The sequence below is a fragment of the Acinetobacter sp. ANC5681 genome, from assembly GCF_023488045.1.
Taxonomy (GTDB): domain Bacteria; phylum Pseudomonadota; class Gammaproteobacteria; order Pseudomonadales; family Moraxellaceae; genus Acinetobacter.
In genome coordinates this window covers 143,116-163,695 of record NZ_JAMFKZ010000002.1, presented here as the reverse complement: position 1 = coordinate 163,695, position 20,580 = coordinate 143,116, and the positions used below count along the sequence as shown (strand labels likewise).

The window sequence follows — 20,580 nt, the reverse complement described above, 5'->3', positions numbered from 1 at the left end:
ATGCCTCGCATACGAGGCTTTTTCATGTCATTTGATTTTGATAATAGAATAAACATAGCTTTTTATTGTGCTTCATGGCAGCATTTCTATAGATTTTCAAACTTATCTCGACTCTATGCAGCTTTATTATTTTTATCGTCATAACAGTGAAAATACGATTTTTATTAGCGTGGAACAACAAACAGAACATACGCTTGAGTTTTTATGGGTTGATAGTTTGAGACAGGATTTGGTTAATCATACCGATTCTTGGCAAAAAAATATTTATGAGCATACAGGTGTGGCGCTTAACGAATTTCATATGCGTGACCTGCTCAATATCGAACATCCTTGTGCTTTCGACAGTGTCGAGGAATATGACCTATTAGTATTTCGGAAATTGATCAGTCCAGACGACCAGATTTATGAAAGTGACAATGCTTTAGAATCTCATGAAAGTATTTTTGGCCTAGCAACTACACCGATGAGTTTTATCCTTACGCCGAACATTTTGGTGAGTGTGAGGGAGCAGGGAAATAAAGCAATCGAAAGCTATATTCAACGTATTCAAGTAATTATGGGTCGTCCGATTGCTGAACAAAATAAGCCGAGAAAATTAGCCAGTACACCTGCCGATTTATGCTTACGCTTATTGAACAGCATGATTGATGGCTATTTGAATTTACGTACGCCCTTGACCCGTCGTGTTGAATATTGGCAACAGCAACTTTTGCAGGGCAACCGCCGTTTTAAACAGTGGCATCAATTGTTTCATGAAGATATGGCTTTCCAGCAAATTGAAAATTTATGTGAGGAACAAGTAGAGACCTTGCAGGAATTACGAGATGAACTGGTGGATAATTATCATCATGTGATGGGGGAACATAAACATAAGAATCAAGACATTCTCTTGGTTCGTCTCAATGATTTAATGAGCCATGTAGAGCGTGTTCAAAAACATACCTTGCGTTTAAGAAATGCGATTCAATCGGCGATTGATTTACATTTTTCAGCTATTGCGAATCAAACCAATGAAAATATGCGGATTTTGGCAATTATTACGGCAATATTTGCACCCTTGACTTTGCTGACGGGAATTTACGGAATGAACTTTGAGTTTATTCCAGGATTAAAGTCACCTGTTGGTTTTTGGATTATGCTTGCAGTCATGGTAATGAGCACGGTGGCACTGTTGTACTATTTTTACCAGCAACATCTAGTAGGGCGGGGTGAACGGAGCGTAATTGAGTTATTGGCGCAACAGCATAAACAACGAAATTTAAATTTACTTTGGTTCTTAGACTATGAACCAATTAAGCAAACACTCAAAGAAGTAGAAAAAATGACTAAACTTAAATAAAGCGTTTAGTCATATATATTGATGTTACCTTAGTGAAAATGTTTTAACTGCCTGCGGAGTTGCTGCACTTCATCAATCAGGTCCAGCATCACCGCAACTGCTGATAAGCTAGCATCGAAGTCACGTTGTAAACGATAAGCTCGACGTGCTCGGGCGACATCTTCACCGATAAACTGATAACTTTGTGGATCGACTTGGATTTGTAAAATTTCATAATCAATCAGTTTTAAAACCCAATCTGTACTTTGGCCACATGCTTCTGCAAAGTGTTCGAGATCAAGTGCCAATTGTTCATCAATAATTTCAACTTGGCAGTGACCGTCATATTGAATTTCTTTGTATTGAATAGTTGTCATGATCTTACTCCTTATGAGGCACGAGGTCGGAAAGTGGAGAAGGCTTCGGCAAATTGTTGATAAGCCTGTTGTTCTTGCTCACTGTGTGCTGGTGGTAAAACAATATTAATAATTAGATATAAATGCCCTGCGGTTTTATTTGGTATCCCTTTATCTTTGAGACGTAATTGTTGTCCATTTTTGGCATTTTTAGGTAAATTGACTTTGAGTTGCCCTGCGGGAGTATTGACTTCAATGCTTTGTCCTAGAGCTGCTTCCCACGGACTCACATCAATAGTTTGATAGACATCAGCCCCTTCAATACGAATGCGGTCGGTATCTTTGTATTGGATTTCAATATAAAGATCACCATTTTCACCGCCATTGATACCACTTTGTCCTTGACCATTTAAGCGAATTTGCTGACCTTCTTTCATTCCTTTTGGAATCTTAACCTGTAAGGTTTTTCGCTGGACTTCAGGTTCACCATAGACGTTATAAGTTGGAATTTGTAAGGTAATCTGTTGGGTTGAACCGTGATATGCAATATCTAAATCGACTTGAATACTGGCATGCTGATCTTCACCCCGATAGCTACGTTGTTGACGTTGCGAACGTTGTTGTCCGCCACCAAACCCTGCGCCAAAACGGCCGAATAAGTCTTCAAAACCACTAAAGTCTGCACCCTCATCGCCTGAACTTTGGCGATAGAACTGGGAACCATCAAAACCACCCGTACCTTGACCAAATCCACCTGTACCCTGGCCAAAGCCTGCAAAGCCCTGTGGATGATCCAGCATCTGGTCATATTCAGCTTTTTTCGTGGCATCACCCAAGGTATCGTAGGCGACATTAATCGCCTGCATTTTGGCTTCAGCATCTGCTTCTTTACTAATATCTGGATGATACTTCTTTGCTAATTTACGATAGGCTTTCTTGATTTCGTCTGCTGAGGCATCTCTTGAAACACCTAGCTCTTCATAATAATTTTTTGCCATGATCTTAAATATAATAATGAAATGTTTCTTTCATTATGAAACGAATTGGCAAGATTTAAATAGGCTGGATTGTATAAGATTTGTTTTGTTGTTTTGGAAAAAATGCCAGCACTTTGGCTTAGCTGACACCGATCATGATGTCCATTGAACTATCACTTTAAGTGAGATAGAGTTTTGGGTAAATGTGTTATCCAGTAGACATTCATATCAAATAAAAAAAGACGGAAGCCCGTCTTTTTTTATTTTACTTTTCAATTAACTTAAATGTTCACCAAATAAGCCTAAAGCTTCTTCTGCACTAAACTCATAACGTGCATTACAGAATTGGCAATCCATCTGGATTGGATTTTGTGCTTCTAGTGTTTCATGAACTGCATCCACACCAATTTGAATCAAAGCGTGGGCGCAGCGTTCCTTTGAACAGGTACAACCGAACTTTAACTGCTCAACTTCAGGTAAACGAACCTCTTCTTCGTTATACAAACGATAGAGAATTTCATTGGCTGAAAGATCCGTCAACTCCTCGGGTTTAAGGGTTTCAGTCAACATGGTCAAACGGGGCCACAGGTCTTCATCAACCAACTTTTGTTCTTCTTCATTATTACGAGGGAGTAGTTGGATTAATAAACCACCTGAACGTTGACCATTAGTTGCCAGTACGATATGTGTTGGAATCTGTGCAGACAAATCATAATATTGCTTTAAGCAACCTGCTAATGTCGGTTGATCAAATGGTACGATACCTTGGTAGCGTTCGCCGTGTTCAGGTTCGATATTGATGAACAGCACAGGGTTGCTCAGGGCAGCAAGCACGGTACGACTATCTTTACCTTCTGCGAAGCGCGGATCTTCTTCGTAATCTGCGAGCGCACGAACTTCACCTAAGTGATTGCATTCGGCCATAGCCCATTTAAATGTTCCACTTGCTTGAATTTGTAAGCTAATACGACCACGAATCTTGAGTGTACTTGCAAGTAAGGCGGTTGCACTCAGCATTTCACCCAAGAGACTTTGTACCGCAGGCATATATTCACGTTGCGCCAAAATGGTTTGTAGTGCTTCTTCCAAATGAACCACTTCACCACGAACAGGGCAGTCTTCGATAAAAAAGCGTTGGCGTAAATCAGACATATTTTTCTCCAGTGCTCCTTCGAGGGAGCGCAAAGCAACGCTTTGCTTTGTAACGCACTTCAGAATTTATAAAGAGGTGCATGGTTATGCAATCAATAATGGTGTCAATTTGCCAAAACTCAAGATGTTTCATTGAGTGATTTTGCATCACATTGTGTGTTTTGATCATTGCTCGCACGATCTAAAATCAAAGTTTTTGTATTTGCAAATAAATACTCAAGCTCGGCAATAGCACTTGGATGGTTTTTAATGATCTCTTGTTGATTAGAATTCCAATGTTGCTGGATAAGCCGTTCATCTTCTTGTTTAAAATGCATCATCAAATTTTGTGCTTCATCTTCGGGAAGGCCTGTTTCAACCAAGGTTTGCTGCGCCATACTTAACGCAGATGCGTAGGTTTCACGCCAAATCTGTGAGATACCTAAATCATGAAGTAATCGTGCATGATGACGATCTCGAGCACGAACCAAAATGGTTAAATCTGGATAATTTAAACGCAGATGTCGTGCTAGATTCATGTTGTCCTCGACATCATCAATCGCAATAATCAGTAACTTACAGTATTCAATACCTGTAGCGCGTAGGTTTTCGATTTGTGTAACATCGGCATCAATAAAATGATGTCCATATTGTTCAATAAAGTCAGCATCAGGTTGGTTGCTATCAATCACGTTAAAGTGTTTGCCTTGCGCATGTAAAGCACGTGCAATGACTTGCCCAAAACGCCCAAATCCCACAATAAGAATCGGATGGGGTGGAATATCTGTATCAACCACCGTGACTTTATTCTTTTGTAGCATCGGTAAAATTTTCCGATTAAACAGTGCGTAAAGTAAAGGTGTGAATAGCATCGAACCCAAGATAATGAGAAATGTCGGTGCTAATAATTCTGTGCTAAGTAAATTTTCGCTTTCAGCTAGCTTGAGTAGAATTAAACTGAGTTCACCACTTTGTGCCAAGCTTACGGCAAATAAGGTACTAAATTTGGCATTGCGTTGTTGGTAATAGCTGATCGCACCGATCACAACTGCTTTGATTAAGACCAATGCAAAGATTGAACCTAGAATCAAGAGTGGAGATTGGCTTAAAGGTGTCAATGAAAGACCTAAGCCAATCGCCATAAAAAACAAGCCTGTCGCCGTATCTTTCAAGGGTTCTAGAATACGCTCAACTTCAACTTTAAATTCAGTCTCAGCAAGTAAAAGTCCAGCTAAAAATGCAGCAATCAAAATATGAAGATTTAAAATATCCATAATTAGGATGACTGAAAGCAGGATGAATAAACTGAGCACAGCAATGAGATGGAGACTTTTTTTATGTGCTAAAAAACGAAATATAGGACGAACTAAATAACGATTGGCTAAAAAAAGGCCTGAAATCGTAGCAATGAGTGCTGCAAAATAGGCGACTCCGTGTCGAGTAGATGTTGTGTCTTCGAGTAAAGGAAAGAGTGCAATCAGAATGACGGTAATAAAAGCCTGAAATTGTAAGGTGGCTAAAGTAGCTTGTTCTAACTTATGGTTGCTCTGTTGTTTTTGTTGGAGTAGTTGTTGTGGAAGAATCAATGCGGAGAGTGCTAAAGCACATCCGACAATCAGACTGTGCAGCACTTGATCAAACAGTAAGAAACATGCTCCAGCTAGAAGGATCGTGATGATGAAGTATTGTAAGCCACTATTTTTTAGGATTTCTCTGCGTTCTCGCCATAGTTGTAGTGGGCGAAAAGCAAAGCCAATGAAGAACATCACGGCCATTATACCGAAATGCAGCAGTTGATTAATCAGTTGAGGGTCTTCAATCAAACCAGAAACACTGGAACCAAGTAAAAGTCCTGCAATCAGATAACCCAAGACAGTCGTGCCTGTGTAACGCTTCGCTAATGGAGCAAAAATTAAAGCTGCCGCCAGTAAAACAATAGCTTGTGCTAGGAATGACATGTTCTGCCTTGATCTGCTGATTTCTTTCAGCTGTTACATTAACTTAAAAATTGGGTGAGTTTGTAAGGGAAATATGAATTTTTCTTTTGGATTTTTATTTTTAAACGCTCTTGAGATGTACGCCTCCATGTCAAACGATATCACGTGAGTTTCATGGAGGTGCAGTATTTATAAAGTAGATGATGTTGTTGGGCGCAATAACCATTTCACAGAAGCATCAATTGAATGAGCCACTCAGAAAATGCATGGCTCATTCATATGAAAATAGGCACTTATTATTCTCAGAACAATAAATGTGAGGCAGTGGCTTAGTATTTAAATTTCACATTCAAACGAATCATACGAGGATCACCCCAATTCACTAATTGCGCATTTGGTGTCGTACCTGCTAGGTATTCTCGGTCAAAGAAGTTTTTAATCGTTAAGCCAGCTCCCCAATGTTTTGCCTCATAACCTGCATTAACATCAAACACTGTATAGCCTGGTAACTCAATATAGGCTGTTCCACGTTGTGCGGTACGTAAACCTTGATAGCGAATGCCTGCACCGATATTCCAGCCTAGTTTGTCAGGACTAAAATAATATTGAGTCGATAATGTTCCCGCATTTTTAGGTACATGGTTGGCTCTTTTCCCAATTTCACTTTCCGTTACACTTTCCATCACTTTCGCAGTTGGGATGTAACTATAAGTGGCAGATGCATTCCATTGATCCGTCAAAGATGCTGCCATTTCAGCTTCAAAGCCTTTGGTTTTTTGTTCACCTGTTTGGATGGAATAAGCACCACTGGCATCTGATTCAGTTACATTTTTACGTGTGAGGTCATAATAAGCAACATAACCTTGCAAGCGTTGATTTAAGGCTTGAAGTTTAATACCGATTTCTGCTTGTTTACCTTCTTCAGGATCGAGTAATTCGCCATTTGCACCTGTATCTGTCACTGGCATAAATGAAGTCGCATAGCTGATATAAGGCGCAAACATATCATTGATGCGATACATGACAGAGGCACTACCTGTAAAGGCTTGATCAGAATTCTGTGTCGTGGTGTTTTTTAAGATGTTGTCAATTTCAACTTGAGTCCAGTCATGGCGTCCAGATAAGCCAATAATCCAGTTGTCATCAATCTTAATCGTATTGCGAAGATATAAACCTGCATATTGACTATAAGTCAGCTCTTGAGTTGGTGTACCCAGTTTTACGCTGGTAATACCATAACTTGGATTATCCGCATTGAATGAATTAATAGTATCTGTTCGGCGGTAATAATCACTACGCTCTTTCATCATATCCAAGCCAACCATGACATCATAATTGACTCGTCCAAAATTAAAGTTGCGCTGCAAATGACTATCCAACGCATAGTTGATATCTTGCTTATCTTGATTGTTAACTGCACGTTTAATGGTTGGCAATGTGGTATTGCTCGTAGCTAAAACGGCATCACCTTGAGTATCTGTTTTGGTGACAGCAAAGTTTTGTTTATAGGTCCAACCATTGTCAAAATAATGTGCATAGTTTGCTCCAGCACGATAGACATCAACGTTATAGCCGTGATCTGGTTCACCAAAGAAAAGATTGTGTGAATAACTCTTATAGGTTGAACTATTGCCATGTGGAATGCCCTGTTGGCGAACATATTCACGCTGCTGATAACTGGCAATAACAGATAAATCGTCCTTTTCACCTAAATCAAAGTTATAAGACGGCGCAATGTAATAGTTTTTGAAATACACATAATCGGTTGGATCATCTTGATCAGAGACTCGACCAACGAGACGGAAAGCACCTTTCTCTGTGTTATTCGGTGCATAGTTAATATCAAAAGTGCCTTCTCTGAGATTGTAGCTACCATAGCTTAAAGTTCCCCGATAAGCGGTTTCTGCCTGTGGGCGCTTTGTGGTTAGGTTGACTAAACCACCAGGTAAAGCAAAACCGAAGCCAACAGAAGTAGGACCTTTGACGACCTCGATCGATTCTAAGCCTGAAATATCTTCTGCTCTTAGTACATTGTCTGATGTCTGTACTCGTAAACCATCAATATAGGTTTGTGAGCTTGAAATTTGTCCACGAATAATAAAGTCATCCCAACCACGACGACCATATTGTCCAGAACTCACACCAGCCACGCCTTCTAAAGCTTCGGAAATGGTTTTTGCTTGTTTCTGCTCGATTTGCTGATTGGTTACCACACTAATTGATTGGGCTGTTTCAAATAAAGGGGCATTTGATCTGAGCACAGCTGTGGCAGTCTTTGCTGCATAGCTATTTTTTTCTTGTTTTTCTGCCTGAACTTTAATCTTCGGCAAGACCTGTGTTGAGGTAGAAGATGCGGTATCTTGCTGTTGTTCAGATTGAGCAAAAGTATGACTTGCCATGACAGCAAGTATAGAAAAAGCGAGGGAGGAGGTACGGAATCGCATGGTGAAATGATAATCTTACAAAGATAATGCTAATTATAATTATTTTCATTTGCAAAGTTAATGTTTATTACGAATAGTTTGATTTTTTTATTTTTTGGAAATGATTTTTAATATCACAAAATTTAATAAACCACTGATTTAACTAAACTCTTGTGGATCAACATCGATCGAGAGTCTGAGCAAATGCTGACGTGGTAAATGTACCACTTGTTGCCACCATTGACGTAAATAAAAGTGCAGTTTGGCGCGATCAGTGGATAAAATCACCATATGCGCGCGATAACGACCAGCTTTACGTTCCATCGGTGCGGGAATGGGCCCCCAAATATCAACTAAATCTCCAGCCATTGTACGTAATTGTTGTGCAATATCAGCTAAAAATTGTTGGCTATAATCTCTGTCTTTAGATTCAACCCGAACCAATACTGCATAACGATAAGGTGGTAGCAGGGCAATTTTGCGATCAGCCAGCATTTGTTTGGCGACAGTACGATAATCATGTTCAATTAATGTGGTCAGCATCGGATGATCCGGACGCAAACTTTGCAAATAAACACTGCCTTTATGCTCACCACGACCAGCGCGGCCAGCGACTTGCACAATCAGCTGTGCAGTTCGTTCAGGTGCACGTGGGTCAACACTGAGCAGTCCTGCATCAATGTCTAAAATCGCGACGAGAGTCACATGCGGAAAATGATGGCCTTTGGCCAGCATTTGTGTGCCCAACAAAATGCTCGGTTTATTTTGCTGAATGCGATCATAAATTTTCTGCCAGCTACCGACTCGACTGGTGCTGTCACGATCGACCCGAACCACTTCATGATGTGGGAAAAGCTCCTGTAAATGTTCTTCAAGTTTTGCTGTTCCTGCCCCAATCGTTTTTAAGCTTTGTTTCTGACATGCAGGACAATGATCAGGCAGACGATTGATGGTGCCGCAATGATGACAATGCAAATAATGGTAGGGCTGTGAATGCAAAGTAAAATGCGCATCACAATGTGGGCAGTTGGCTTGCCAACCACAGCTTTCACACATCAGGATCGGCGCATAACCACGTCGATTTAAAAAGATCAGCACCTGTTCTTTACGCTCTAAAGTATGCTTAATCTGTTCGATCAGGGTTTGGCTGAGACCATGCTTCTTTTTTGCGACTTTTAAATCCACCACATACATTTTCGGCAGTACAGCGATGCCCGCACGCTGATTCAACTCAAGCAAATGTAACTTGCCCGATTCCACCAAGTGATAACTGTCAATACTTGGGGTGGCTGAACCGAGAATGACAGGGCAGTTTTGCAAATGGCCACGATACAACGCGACATCACGGGTATGATAACGAAAACCTTCTTGCTGCTTAAATGAGAGATCATGTTCCTCATCCAAGATGATTAAACCAAGCTGAGGAAGTGGGGTATAGATTGCTGAACGTGTGCCAATAATAATGGAAGCTTTGCCCGTTTGTGCATGTTGCCATGCTTGTAAACGTTTTGAGTCATTTAAGCCTGAGTGCAGTAAAGCCAAATCGGAATGAAACCGTGACTTAAAACGAGCGACCGTTTGCGGGGTTAGGCCAATTTCAGGCACTAGTACCAATACTTGTTTGCCTTGTTTTAACACCTCATGCATGACTTGCAAATAAACTTCAGTTTTGCCACTGCCAGTCAAACCATCGAGTAAAAATGCCTGATAGTGATGTTGTGCTTTGAGGATCTGTTGAATGGCTTTCTTTTGATCTTCGTTCGGTGTTAAAGGCACTTGAGCCAATTGCACAGGTGTAGGGGTGAAATCATGCGGTTCTAGGCAGCATTCAACCAAGCCCTTTTTTTCTAATGCCTTTAAAGTTGAGGTTTCTACACCACTCAGGTTAAGTATATTCTCGGTGGCTCCATGTGGATGAAGTTTTAACACCTGATAGGCATCATATTGTTTTTGAGAGCGTTTTAATAAGGCATTCGGGTCATCGTATGGGATGATTTTCCATAAATGAAACAGAATGTCTAAGGAGCGCCCTTGTCTTAATAAAGTAGGCAGAGCGCTTTGCATCACCTCACCAATCGGGAATTGGTAATATTGTGCTGACCATGTCAACAAAGTTAAAACTTGTTGGTCTAAAATCGATTCCTGATCGAGTAATTCTGTGATGGGTTTAAGTTTGAATTGCCCTGTAAATGCTTCGTTTGGATCAACTTTTTCAGTAATGATTCCCACGAGATTTTGCCGTCCAAACGAAATCGCGACACGTGCACCGATTTGAGCTTGTGCGTATTGTTCAGGGCTGACCGTGTAGTCAAACGTGTCGTAAACATAAACGGGTATTGCAACTCGAATACGGTACAGAATCGCGTTAGAATTTTCGGTAGGCATATAGGCTTCATTCATGGTTAAAATGGCATGACTGCATGTCATGGAATTATGCTAAAGTGCGAAGTGTTATGTCGATGAATTTCTTGTGAAACTCTCAGGTTTCATTTCAAACACGGATGCAACTGTAACAACAACTATTTTGGGACAATTAGAACAGAACCATGCCTGCTTATCAATTTACTGCGCTTGATGCCTCTGGAAAGCAACATAAAGGTGTGCTGGAAGGGGATTCTGCACGCCAAATTCGTCAACAGTTACGCGATAAAGCATGGACACCCATTGCGGTCGATGCCGTTGAGCAAAAAGACAAACAGCAACAACGCTCATGGTTTAAAAAAAGCTTTAGTGCCTATGATCTTGCCCTGATGACCCGTCAGCTTTCAGTCTTGGTCGCTGCAGGAATTCCACTTGAAGAAGCACTGCGTGCAGTGAGTAAACAAAGTGAAAAATCACATGTGCAAAACCTATTAATTGCCGTACGATCCAAGGTTTTGGAAGGACATTCACTGGCGAAAAGTATGCAGCAGTCGGGGCGATTCCCTGAACTGTATATTGCCACAGTTGCGGCAGGTGAGCGTTCGGGGCATCTGGACCTGATTCTAGATCAGCTTTCGGATTACACTGAAAATCGTTTTGCCATGCAAAAGAAAATTCAGGGCGCGATGATTTATCCGATTGTACTGATGTTGATGTCTTTCGGAATTGTCATGGGTCTAATGACCTATGTCGTGCCTGAAATCGTTAAGACTTTTGAACAAAGTAAAGAAGCCTTGCCGTGGATTACGGTTGTGCTGATGAAAGCCAGTACCTTTATTCGCCATACATGGATTGCAATGCTGATCCTTGCTGTGATTGCAATCATTCTGTTTACACGGTTTCTAAGAACGACTGCAGGGCATTATGCCTTTGACCGTTTAACACTCAAGTTGCCGCTGTTTGGTAAACTCTCGCGTGGTATCAATGCAGCACGTTTTGCTAGTACGCTGTCGATTTTGACCCGTTCAGGTGTACCTTTGGTTGAAGCGTTACGCATTGGCGCGGAAGTGAGCAATAACTGGGTGATTCGCGATGCGATTGAAGTGGCGATGGAACGTGTAACAGAAGGTGGTAATTTAGCAACACAATTGGAGCGTTGCGGTTATTTCCCACCCATGATGGTACAAATGATTCGAAGTGGTGAAGCGTCAGGTGAACTGGATCGGATGTTGGATCGTGCATCGACCATGCAAGATCGTGAGGTGACGACCTTTATTTCTACATTACTGGCCTTGCTTGAACCTTTGATGCTGATTTTTATGGCGGCAATTGTATTGGTGATTGTGATTGCAGTAATGTTGCCAATTATTAATATGAACAATATGATCTGATGAGTAAGATGTAAGAGATGAATATGAATAATTTAATAGATAAACAAAATGTTGGACGTAGCTTGAATGCTTCTACCCTCGCGGAATCTTGCAACTCAGAGTCCGAGTATAATCTTAATCCAGCCACTCGAAGCACAGCTTCTCGCCTTGCGGCAGTGTCGAGCGTTGCTCGAACGAATCGTGCCTCAGGATTTACCCTCATTGAGGTGATGGTTGTTATTGTAATTCTAGGTGTTTTGGCTGCGCTGATTGTACCTAATGTGATGGGACGTGGTGAAAAAGCCAAAGTAGATACCACCAATATTACCTTAAAAGGTGTTGCAGGTGCTTTGGATCAATATAAGCTCGATAATGGTCGTTATCCATCGATGCAAGATGGTGGTTTAGATGCTTTGGTCAACAAACCTGCGGCCGCTAAAAACTGGTTGCCAGGTGGTTATGTTAAAGGTGGTTATCCAAAAGACAGTTGGGAAAATGATGTTCAATATGTGATTCCTGGCCGTGAAGGTCGCGCGTTTGATTTATATTCGTTTGGTGCGGATGGTAAAGAAGGCGGCGAGGGTAATGATGCTGATATTTATTATCAGCCATAATGCTTGAATAAAATATCACTTCATTTTTTTGATTAAATAAATCAAGAGTGAAGTGATAATGTTTATTGATTAATAATTTTTGTCTAAGTTTTTGAAAAATATGTAAAAATAAAATATTAACTATGTGAGATTTATAATAAGAATTATTCCCATGCTTAATGGTTACAAGAAACAATGAATTATGTAGGTAAATAGAATTTTCCTTTAAATCAAAGCTTTGCATAATAAATTCAGACCATTTAAATCAGGCATGGAGTGAGCAAATGAAAGCATTTTTTATGTTGGATGAACTGAATCAGTTTCATTGGGCAATGCTTAAATCTGTCTTACTGATTTTAATGTTATTGCCGATTACAGAAGGGGCGTTAAGTTTATGGCATGCTACAGAAGGTAGCAGCCAGATCATGATTGGTTTTTTTGCATTGAGCATGTTGAGTGCATGGTTTGTACTGTGTTTTCTAAGTGCCTTAAAAACAACCGTATGGGATAATCAGGGGATGATTTCCAAATATGAGCAATTGTTGTTTAAGGCCTACCGCTATATTCCGATGTTATTTTTATCGAGTCTGGTTGCATATTTATCAGTACACTTAACATTGGCCTTGTAATTCAAGTGCTAATCTAGGATTGAAAAAGAGCGTTGATTTACAACGCTCTTTTTTATTACCGCCGTGATTTAAACGATACATCAACTTTACGTGGACGATAAATCCAGCCTACAACCAATAGAAGAATGGAGAAGATCAGAATAGGATAATCGCTGAAACGACTATATAAGGTTTTTCCCTGCATTGCGGGTAAATCACCACGTAATACAAACGCCTCATCCAAAGGTGCCTGTTTCACGATATGACCATTGTGGTCAATAAACGCAGTCACGCCTGTATTGGTGGCGCGAATAAACCAGCGACCATTTTCCTTGGCGCGCATTTGCACCATTTGTAGATGTTGCCAAGGTCCAGCCGTTCCTGTAAACCAGGCATCATTTGAAACCGTGATTAAAAAGTCGCTATTCGATGCATTGCGGCGGGTGAGGTTCGGGTAGGCGACCTCATAGCAAATTGCGGCTGCGAGTGCATGACCTTTTACGATCAGTGGCTTCTGATTGGCTTCACCACGCGAGAAACCACTCATGCTGACATCGTTCTGCATGGCGGGCAGTACCCATTTCAACATGCCTGACAATGGAATGTACTCACCAAACGGCACTAAGCGTTGCTTTTTATACAGACCGTGAGAGTCGCTGCCCGAAGACATGAGGCTGTTGTAGTACAGTGGTTCACCCACCTGCTGTGATTTTGCCACGTCCCAATAGGGAATACCTGTGACCCATGCTGTATCTGTCTTTTTTGCCTGAGCTGCCATGGCCTCCAAAAATTCAGGAATATCGGTCTGGAACATTGGAATTGAAGATTCAGGCCAAACGATCAGGTCACGCCCCCATTCCGCACGGGTCAGGGTTGCATAAATCTCTAAAGTCTTGATCTGGTATTCAGTCAGCCATTTCAGATCTTGCGGAATATTGCCCTGAATCAGGGACACGCTCAGGGGCTTGGAGGCTTTGGGCTGAACAAACTGGATAAATCCAGCACCCCAGGCCCCTAGCACCAGCAAGGCGGAGGGAATGGCCCAAAACCAGCGTCGATTTAAAATTTCGACCAAAGCACATGCCAGCACGATGACCACAAATGAAACTGCATAAATACCAAATAAAGGTGCATAGCCATCCAGCAGCCGTTCAGTAAATGCGTATCCAGCAAACAACCATGGGAAACCTGTAAATACCCAGGTTTTTGCCCATTCAAACATCACCCAGAGCGGGGCAAAGGTGAGTGGTGTTTCTGGGAAAAAGCGACGGTACAGCCATGTTTGAAAAGCAGTAAATAAGCCCATTGCGGCTGCCATAAAGACAATCATCAGGATGCTTAAAAAGGCATTGGTGTCGCCATAGGTATGGATGGAGGTGTAGAGCCAAAATGCCCCCACAAACCATAAACCAAAACCATAGGCCCAGCCCAGTGCAAAGGCTTGGCGTGGACTACGCTGGCGTAATACAGCATACAATAGTGCTGGTGATAGAATCGCCAACCACCAGAAATAATACGGTGCAAGTGCCAAGCTAAAGATTGCGCCTGAGATCAGGGCAATCAGCAGTGGAACAATAAAGGGGAGCTGTTTTTGTGGTTGAGATGGATTTAACAGCTTTTCAAAATAGCTTCTCATTGACGGACAGCTCGAATCAGATGAATAGTGCGTGCATCTGCTTCAATAATGGTAAATTGCCAATCTCCAAGCTCAATGGTTTGACCTTGTAAATCGCTCACTAAACCAATCTCTTGCAGTAGCAAACCGCCCATAGTTTCAACTTCATCATCAGAAAAATCTGCATCTAAAATAGTGTTGAAATGTTCAATGGGTGTAAGTGCTTGCACAATCCATGTATTGGCTGTGGTTGGGTCATTGTCAGGTACGATATATAGTGCTTCTTCATCGGCAATATCGTGTTCGTCTTCAATTTCACCAACAATCTCTTCGAGAATGTCTTCAAGGGTGACTAAACCAGAAGTTGAACCATACTCATCAATCACGATGGCAATATGGGTCTGGGTATTCTTCAACATGCGTAGCACCTGGTCTGAACGTGCACTTTCGGGCACAAATACAGGCTGGCGCATCAATGAACGAATATCGACTTTGACATTACGCTCAGTCAAAAAAGGTAAAAGGTCTTTTGCTAATAAAATACCAACAACATTATCACTTTGATCTGCTGAGAACACTGGGAAACGCGAATGTGCTGAATCAATCAGGATATCTAAAATATCCAATAACTGATCATCTTCCTGTAAGCTGATGATTGCAGTTCGAGGCGTCATGACTTCCCGAATTTTTGTTGCTGGTAGATCGAGAACACCCTCAAGCATAGCAACAGTATCTGGTTCTAAAAAACGACGTGAGTCTTGAACTAACCTGAGTAATTCATCGCGGGTTTCAGGTGCAGTACCTAACCACTTTCTTAAGCCACGCATACCCCACGACGGACTGGATTCCTCGACCATGATCTTTCCTAAAGACTCTCTATATCAATTAGATGATTTTCATCATACCGAAGAAAAAGCGGATATGCATTAATAAAACGATGCGAAAAATGTACAGTTTTTCAAAAAGCTGTTGATGATTTTTATCGACTTACTTTATGTTAAAATGTGAATATTAAAATATATGAGTATGATGATGTCCGAACAACCTCAACTTCCCACTGTTCAACTTAATACTAGAGGTTTACGTTGTCCTGAGCCTGTCATGATGTTGCATCAGGCTATCCGCAAGGCAAAGTCGGGTGATGTTGTGGAGGTGCTGGCAACCGACCCGTCAACCTCATGGGATATTCCAAAATTCTGTATGCATTTAGGGCATGAACTATTATTAAAAGAAGAAAGTCTCGATGAAAACAGTCACACTGAATATCGCTACTTGGTACAGAAAGGGTAGTCTGGATATTGAATTAAATTTGAGGAAATGGCCCAGTGAAATTAAAACAGCTTGAAAAACACATGTGGGTTTTTGAAACTTTGATTGATGAGGATATAGAGCAGCAATTTGATGAAGCATTGGAGTACTTGTCTCAAGGCAGTTTACTTGCATCAGAGCTGACTCTAACCAAGCTACTTTCTGAGTATCCCCAACATATTGATGCTTGGGTTCATCTTGGGCTGGTTTATAAATATTCTGGTCGAAAAATGGAATCTTATCTTGCTTTGCGTGAGGCTCATCGTATTGGATTGGCAGCATTTTCCACTACATTTAACTGGGATAAAGATTTATTAGAATGGGGCTTTATTGAGAACCGTCCATTTTTAAGGGCTTGCTTTAATTTAGCCTTACATTTGGCTGATACACCGATGGCTGTTGAAGCGGAGCAGATTTTTACAAGATTAGTGAAGATATCCCCAAATGATAATCAGGGAGCACGCTATCTGTTATTAAAACGCTTTCTTGAAACAGGGAATAAATTAAAATTGCAATGGCTGGATACCAAGTATCCAGAAGACCATAGCCCTGAATTTTTATATGGAAAAGTATTGTTTGCATTAATGCAGCAAGATATGGATAGAGCTAAAGCCACATTTTTTGAAGCAAAAGCTGCTTTTCCACTGGTTGCTCGAGAACTCAAGAAAAAACGTCATCCTAAACCTGCTGAATTTGAGGAGGGATATATCACTATGGGTGGGAAAGATCAGGCATTTGTTTACTGGAGAGAGTTTGGTCATCTTTGGGAATATGGAAGCCCCACTCATGAGTTTTTATTGGCCAATATATAGTCATGCTATGAATAAGCCCTGACATTTTGGGACAGGGCGATATATTTATTATGCTTCCTTGATCAGGCTATTTTTAAGCAAATTTTCAAACTTGGCTATCTCAGTAATTTCACGCCATTGAATATTCTGATGTTTGAGTTGCTTAAAAACCTTTCCTTTATCTGCATAAAAAGAAAAAATTGAGTTGATTTTAGCTCGAATGTTAAAAGAAACAAAGCCCCAATCTTTCAATCAGGGCTTTGAGTAATGACTATGATAATAGATTACATGTTAGGGTAATTAGGACCACCACCACCCTCAGGGGTTACCCAAGTAATGTTTTGTGAAGGGTCTTTAATGTCACAAGTCTTACAGTGTACACAGTTTGCTGCGTTAATCTGGAAGCGTTTGGAACCATCATCATTTTCCATGATTTCATAAACACCAGCAGGACAGTAGCGTTGAGCAGGCTCATCCCATTTTGGTAAGTTTACATTCACTGGAATTGATGGATCAGTTAGCTTTAAGTGAGCAGGTTGGTTCTCTTCATGCACTGTATTTGACACGAATACTGAAGATAAACGGTCAAAGGTCAACTTACCATCTGGTTTTGGATAGTTTGGTTTGAACGTTGAGGTATCAACTGTTTTAAGTACAGCAAAGTCTTGTTTAAGATCGTGTAGAGTAAATGGTACTTTAAGGATGTTTTGATCGATAAAGTTAAATGCGCCACCAATCCAAGTACCAAATTTATGGACTGCTGAACCAAAATTACGCGTATTGTATAACTCTTCTTTTAACCAAGAATTGTCATATTTTTCAGTATACGCTGTTAATTCTTTATCGAAATGATCTTCGCTTTCAGTCACACGTGCAACGGCTAAATCGCCACCTTTGGCTACGCCTGCTGCAATTGCTTCAAATACTGCTTCACCACACAACATGCCAGATTTCATGGCAGTGTGAGAACCCTTAATTTTTGCCATGTTAAGGAAGCCAGCATCATCACCAATCAAGCAGCCGCCTGGGAATGTCAGTTTCGGTAAAGAGTTAAAACCACCTTTCACGACCGCACGTGCGCCATAAGAAATGCGTTTTCCACCTTCAAGATATTGTTTGATCAATGGATGCGTTTTCCAGCGTTGCATTTCCATAAATGGATACATGTGCGGATTTTCGTAAGATAAATCAATAATCATGCCTAAGCTTACTTGATTATTTTCAAGATGATAAAGGAACCAACCACCAGCAGAAGCTGTTTCATCCAAAGGCCAACCTAAGCCATGCATGACCAAGCCTTCTTTATGCTTAACTGGGTCGATTTCCCAAAGTTCTTTAATACCAATACCATAATGTTGCGGATCAGCATCTTTGTCTAAATTGAAGTTTGCAATTAAGCGTTTGCCCAAATGACCACGGCAGCCTTCTGCAAACAAAGTATATTTAGCATGAAGCTCATAACCCGGTGTAAAGTTATGCGTTGGCTCACCATTTTTGCCAATGCCCATATCACCCGTTTGAATGCCTTTGACTGTTCCATCGGCATGGTACAGAATTTCTGAAGCAGCAAAGCCTGGGAAAATAGATACTTCAAGCTCTTCCGCTTTTTGACCCAACCAGCGAACCACATTACCCAGTGATACCGCATAATTGCCTTGGTTATGCAAAGTCTTTGGTACCATCCAGTGTGGCATTTTCTGAGATTTAGTATCAGAAAGTAGGAAATAGGTCTCGTCGCCAGTCACAGGCACATTCAACGGTGCACCTTGTTCTTTCCAGTCTGGGAACAATTCATTCATGGCACGTGGTTCAAGCACAGCACCAGAAAGGATATGCGCACCGACTTCAGAGCCTTTTTCAACCACACAAACAGAAAGATCAGGTAAGTTGTTTTCAATGGCTAATTGACGAATTTTAATCGCAGCAGATAATCCCGCAGGGCCTGCGCCTACGATCACTACGTCAAACTCCATCGCTTCACGTTCGATGTGTTCCATGTAGGACTCCTCATATTTTTAAGGGTGGCAACCGTAATATTGCGATTCGGTGCTGCCATGAGTGTTCTGAATTGCCAAACACAAATGCTACTATTGTGCTTGCAAACATTTGGGATAGTATAGTTTTAAACCTTGGGCTCGCCAATTGGCTGAGCGGTCATATTTTCTCGTCAGCAAGGCATAAACTATGATAAATGAAAATGATTCTTCACAAAACCCTTTAGAAAATCAGGGAAAAATCATGTTTTCTGATGATAAAAACTTAATGAACATTTCACAATACTTAAAAGATGTACAGCAAAGTCACAAAAGGTCAATTCCACCTTTAGACCAATGGCATCCAAAGCATTGTGGCAAAATGGATTTGAAAGTAAAAGCCAATGGTGAATGGTGGCACGAAGGTCAATTGATCAAGCGGCAGGCGCTATTGGATTTGTTTACTAAAGTACTTTGGAAAGAAGAGGGTAAATTTTATCTTAAAACACCTGTTGAGCAGATTGAAATTGAGGTAGAAGATGAGCCTTTATTAATCAATCATGTGGATCAAATTGAAATTGATGGAAAATCTTATTTGCAAGTCTCTACAACCAATCAGGACGTCGTGATTGTGGATGAAACACACCCTATTTTTATGCGTGAATATGCAGGTGAATTACGCCCATATGTACATATACGTTTTGGTATCAATGCTTTAATCCAGAGACAAAGTTTTTATCATCTCGTGAACTATGGTTCTTTGTCTGAAAATGCTCAAGGTGAGGCTGTTTTAACGTTAAAAAGTGGTGATTTGATCTTGCATTTGAGCACCTGAGGTTTAAGCTTAAAAGATTAGATAAATTAGTGCTCACGTGTGTATGACAGTTGTTCAACCTATGCCTCTCTTATTGGATCCTATGCCACACGCATCTGCTGATGCGCCAATTGGGGTTTTTGATTCGGGTATTGGTGGATTATCGATTGCACAAGAAATTGCACAACATTTACCGAATGAACGCATTCTTTATTATGCAGATACAGCGCATGTTCCCTATGGTGCGCGTTCAGATCAAGAGATTCGCAAGCTTACTGCTCAAGCAATTGAGTGGTTGTATCGACAAGGTTGCAAAATTGCAGTTGTCGCTTGTAACACTGCTTCAGCTTTTAGTTTGGATTATTTGCGAGATTATTATGGTGAGCGTTTTCCAATCGTAGGTTTAGTTCCTGCGTTGAAGCCTGCTGTGATCCAAACCCAATCTAAAGTTGTAGCAGTGTTAGCAACACCAGCAACTTTTCGTGGTCAATTGATTAAAGATGTCATGCTCAAATTTGCTGAACCTGCTGGGGTGAAAGTTCTCGCTGTAACCAGTTTAAAACTGGTACCTTTTGTGGAGTCAGGTCAGCAAATGAGTCAAGGTTGTTTGAATGTATTGCAAGAAATTTTACAGCCTGTTGTTGCTCAAGGTGCGGACTTTTTAGTGTTAGGTTGTACCCATTATCCCTTCCTAAAAGATGCGATTCGTCAGGTTTTTGGTGAAAAGTTAAAGTTAATTGACTCTGGGCAAGCGGTTGCACGACAAACAGCATATATTTTAATAAAAAATAGGTTATTATGTGACAAAATAAGTCATAATATTACACGTATTGAATGTTATGTCAGTGGTAATAATGCGATTGAGTTATCATTAGTGCTCAAACATCTAGTACCAGAACAAATAACATGGACGATTCGCAATTTGGATGAAAGTACTGCTTAAGTGCTTAAAATCTAATCATATTTGTGGTTTGATCTAGGTTATCTATTAATAAAATTTAAGCA

General features: G+C 40.8%; 17 protein-coding genes. 8 read left to right on the top strand and 9 right to left on the bottom strand.

Going from position 1 to position 20,580, the window contains the following annotated elements:
* Nucleotides 1-115 precede the first annotated feature (115 nt).
* Nucleotides 116-1,339 (top strand): magnesium transporter CorA family protein, encoded by a 1,224-nt coding sequence (locus M5121_RS02210; protein WP_249570218.1) that lies wholly within the window; start codon nucleotides 116-118, stop codon nucleotides 1,337-1,339.
* Nucleotides 1,340-1,368: 29 nt separating this feature from the next.
* Here the strand turns inward: M5121_RS02210 and M5121_RS02205 are convergent, their stop codons facing one another.
* From M5121_RS02205 to M5121_RS02180, 6 genes are all read right to left on the bottom strand, one after another.
* Nucleotides 1,369-1,695, bottom strand: coding sequence for a chaperone modulator CbpM (locus tag M5121_RS02205; protein WP_004680669.1), 327 nt, complete (start codon nucleotides 1,693-1,695; stop codon nucleotides 1,369-1,371).
* Nucleotides 1,696-1,706: 11 nt separating this feature from the next.
* A complete protein-coding gene (locus tag M5121_RS02200; protein WP_249570175.1) occupies nucleotides 1,707-2,672 on the bottom strand; it encodes a DnaJ C-terminal domain-containing protein in 966 nt (321 codons plus the stop codon).
* Between the two features lie 255 nt (nucleotides 2,673-2,927).
* Nucleotides 2,928-3,803, bottom strand: a complete 876-nt coding sequence (hslO, locus tag M5121_RS02195) for an Hsp33 family molecular chaperone HslO (RefSeq protein ID WP_087536918.1) — start codon at nucleotides 3,801-3,803, stop codon at nucleotides 2,928-2,930.
* A 119-nt stretch (nucleotides 3,804-3,922) separates the two neighbouring features.
* Nucleotides 3,923-5,740 (bottom strand): cation:proton antiporter domain-containing protein, encoded by a 1,818-nt coding sequence (locus M5121_RS02190; protein WP_249570174.1) that lies wholly within the window; start codon nucleotides 5,738-5,740, stop codon nucleotides 3,923-3,925.
* A 308-nt stretch (nucleotides 5,741-6,048) separates the two neighbouring features.
* Nucleotides 6,049-8,163 (bottom strand): TonB-dependent siderophore receptor, encoded by a 2,115-nt coding sequence (locus M5121_RS02185; RefSeq protein WP_249570173.1) that lies wholly within the window; start codon nucleotides 8,161-8,163, stop codon nucleotides 6,049-6,051.
* A 138-nt stretch (nucleotides 8,164-8,301) separates the two neighbouring features.
* Nucleotides 8,302-10,527: a primosomal protein N' gene (locus M5121_RS02180; protein ID WP_502798261.1), complete on the bottom strand. Its 2,226-nt coding sequence runs from the start codon at nucleotides 10,525-10,527 to the stop codon at nucleotides 8,302-8,304.
* A 161-nt stretch (nucleotides 10,528-10,688) separates the two neighbouring features.
* On the opposite strand from M5121_RS02180, the gene gspF reads away from it, so the two are divergent.
* The 3 genes from gspF to M5121_RS02165 all read left to right on the top strand — a co-directional run bounded on the left by gspF (nucleotide 10,689) and on the right by M5121_RS02165 (nucleotide 13,095).
* Nucleotides 10,689-11,894, top strand: a complete 1,206-nt coding sequence (gene gspF / locus M5121_RS02175) for a type II secretion system inner membrane protein GspF (RefSeq protein WP_249570172.1) — start codon at nucleotides 10,689-10,691, stop codon at nucleotides 11,892-11,894.
* Between the two features lie 23 nt (nucleotides 11,895-11,917).
* Nucleotides 11,918-12,487 (top strand): type II secretion system major pseudopilin GspG, encoded by a 570-nt coding sequence (gene gspG, locus M5121_RS02170; RefSeq protein WP_502798259.1) that lies wholly within the window; start codon nucleotides 11,918-11,920, stop codon nucleotides 12,485-12,487.
* Between the two features lie 263 nt (nucleotides 12,488-12,750).
* Nucleotides 12,751-13,095, top strand: coding sequence for a hypothetical protein (locus M5121_RS02165; RefSeq protein ID WP_249570171.1), 345 nt, complete (start codon nucleotides 12,751-12,753; stop codon nucleotides 13,093-13,095).
* 55 nt (nucleotides 13,096-13,150) lie between these two features.
* Here M5121_RS02165 and lnt read toward each other — a convergent pair whose 3' ends face one another.
* Together lnt and M5121_RS02155 are read right to left on the bottom strand one after the other, a co-directional pair.
* Entirely contained in the window at nucleotides 13,151-14,710 is a 1,560-nt protein-coding gene (gene lnt / locus M5121_RS02160; protein ID WP_249570170.1) for an apolipoprotein N-acyltransferase, read from the bottom strand.
* Nucleotides 14,707-15,546, bottom strand: coding sequence for a CBS domain-containing protein (locus tag M5121_RS02155; protein WP_004756240.1), 840 nt, complete (start codon nucleotides 15,544-15,546; stop codon nucleotides 14,707-14,709). The genes lnt and M5121_RS02155 overlap by 4 nt, the downstream gene beginning before the upstream one ends.
* A 175-nt stretch (nucleotides 15,547-15,721) precedes the next feature.
* Here M5121_RS02155 and tusA point away from each other — a divergent pair, with 175 nt between their 5' ends.
* The gene (gene tusA / locus M5121_RS02150; RefSeq protein WP_004680654.1) at nucleotides 15,722-15,979 is read left to right on the top strand and encodes a sulfurtransferase TusA; all 258 of its coding nucleotides are present in this window, start codon (nucleotides 15,722-15,724) and stop codon (nucleotides 15,977-15,979) included.
* 35 nt (nucleotides 15,980-16,014) lie between these two features.
* Nucleotides 16,015-16,809: a tetratricopeptide repeat protein gene (locus tag M5121_RS02145; RefSeq protein WP_249570169.1), complete on the top strand. Its 795-nt coding sequence runs from the start codon at nucleotides 16,015-16,017 to the stop codon at nucleotides 16,807-16,809.
* A 263-nt stretch (nucleotides 16,810-17,072) separates the two neighbouring features.
* Here M5121_RS02145 and M5121_RS02140 read toward each other — a convergent pair whose 3' ends face one another.
* Nucleotides 17,073-18,785, bottom strand: coding sequence for an electron transfer flavoprotein-ubiquinone oxidoreductase (locus M5121_RS02140; protein ID WP_249570168.1), 1,713 nt, complete (start codon nucleotides 18,783-18,785; stop codon nucleotides 17,073-17,075).
* A 187-nt stretch (nucleotides 18,786-18,972) separates the two neighbouring features.
* On the opposite strand from M5121_RS02140, the gene M5121_RS02135 reads away from it, so the two are divergent.
* Complete coding sequence (locus M5121_RS02135; RefSeq protein ID WP_050042092.1) at nucleotides 18,973-19,596, top strand: DUF1285 domain-containing protein; 624 nt, start codon at nucleotides 18,973-18,975, stop codon at nucleotides 19,594-19,596.
* 43 nt (nucleotides 19,597-19,639) lie between these two features.
* Nucleotides 19,640-20,518 (top strand): glutamate racemase, encoded by an 879-nt coding sequence (gene murI, locus M5121_RS02130; protein ID WP_178882977.1) that lies wholly within the window; start codon nucleotides 19,640-19,642, stop codon nucleotides 20,516-20,518.
* Nucleotides 20,519-20,580: the final 62 nt, after the last annotated feature.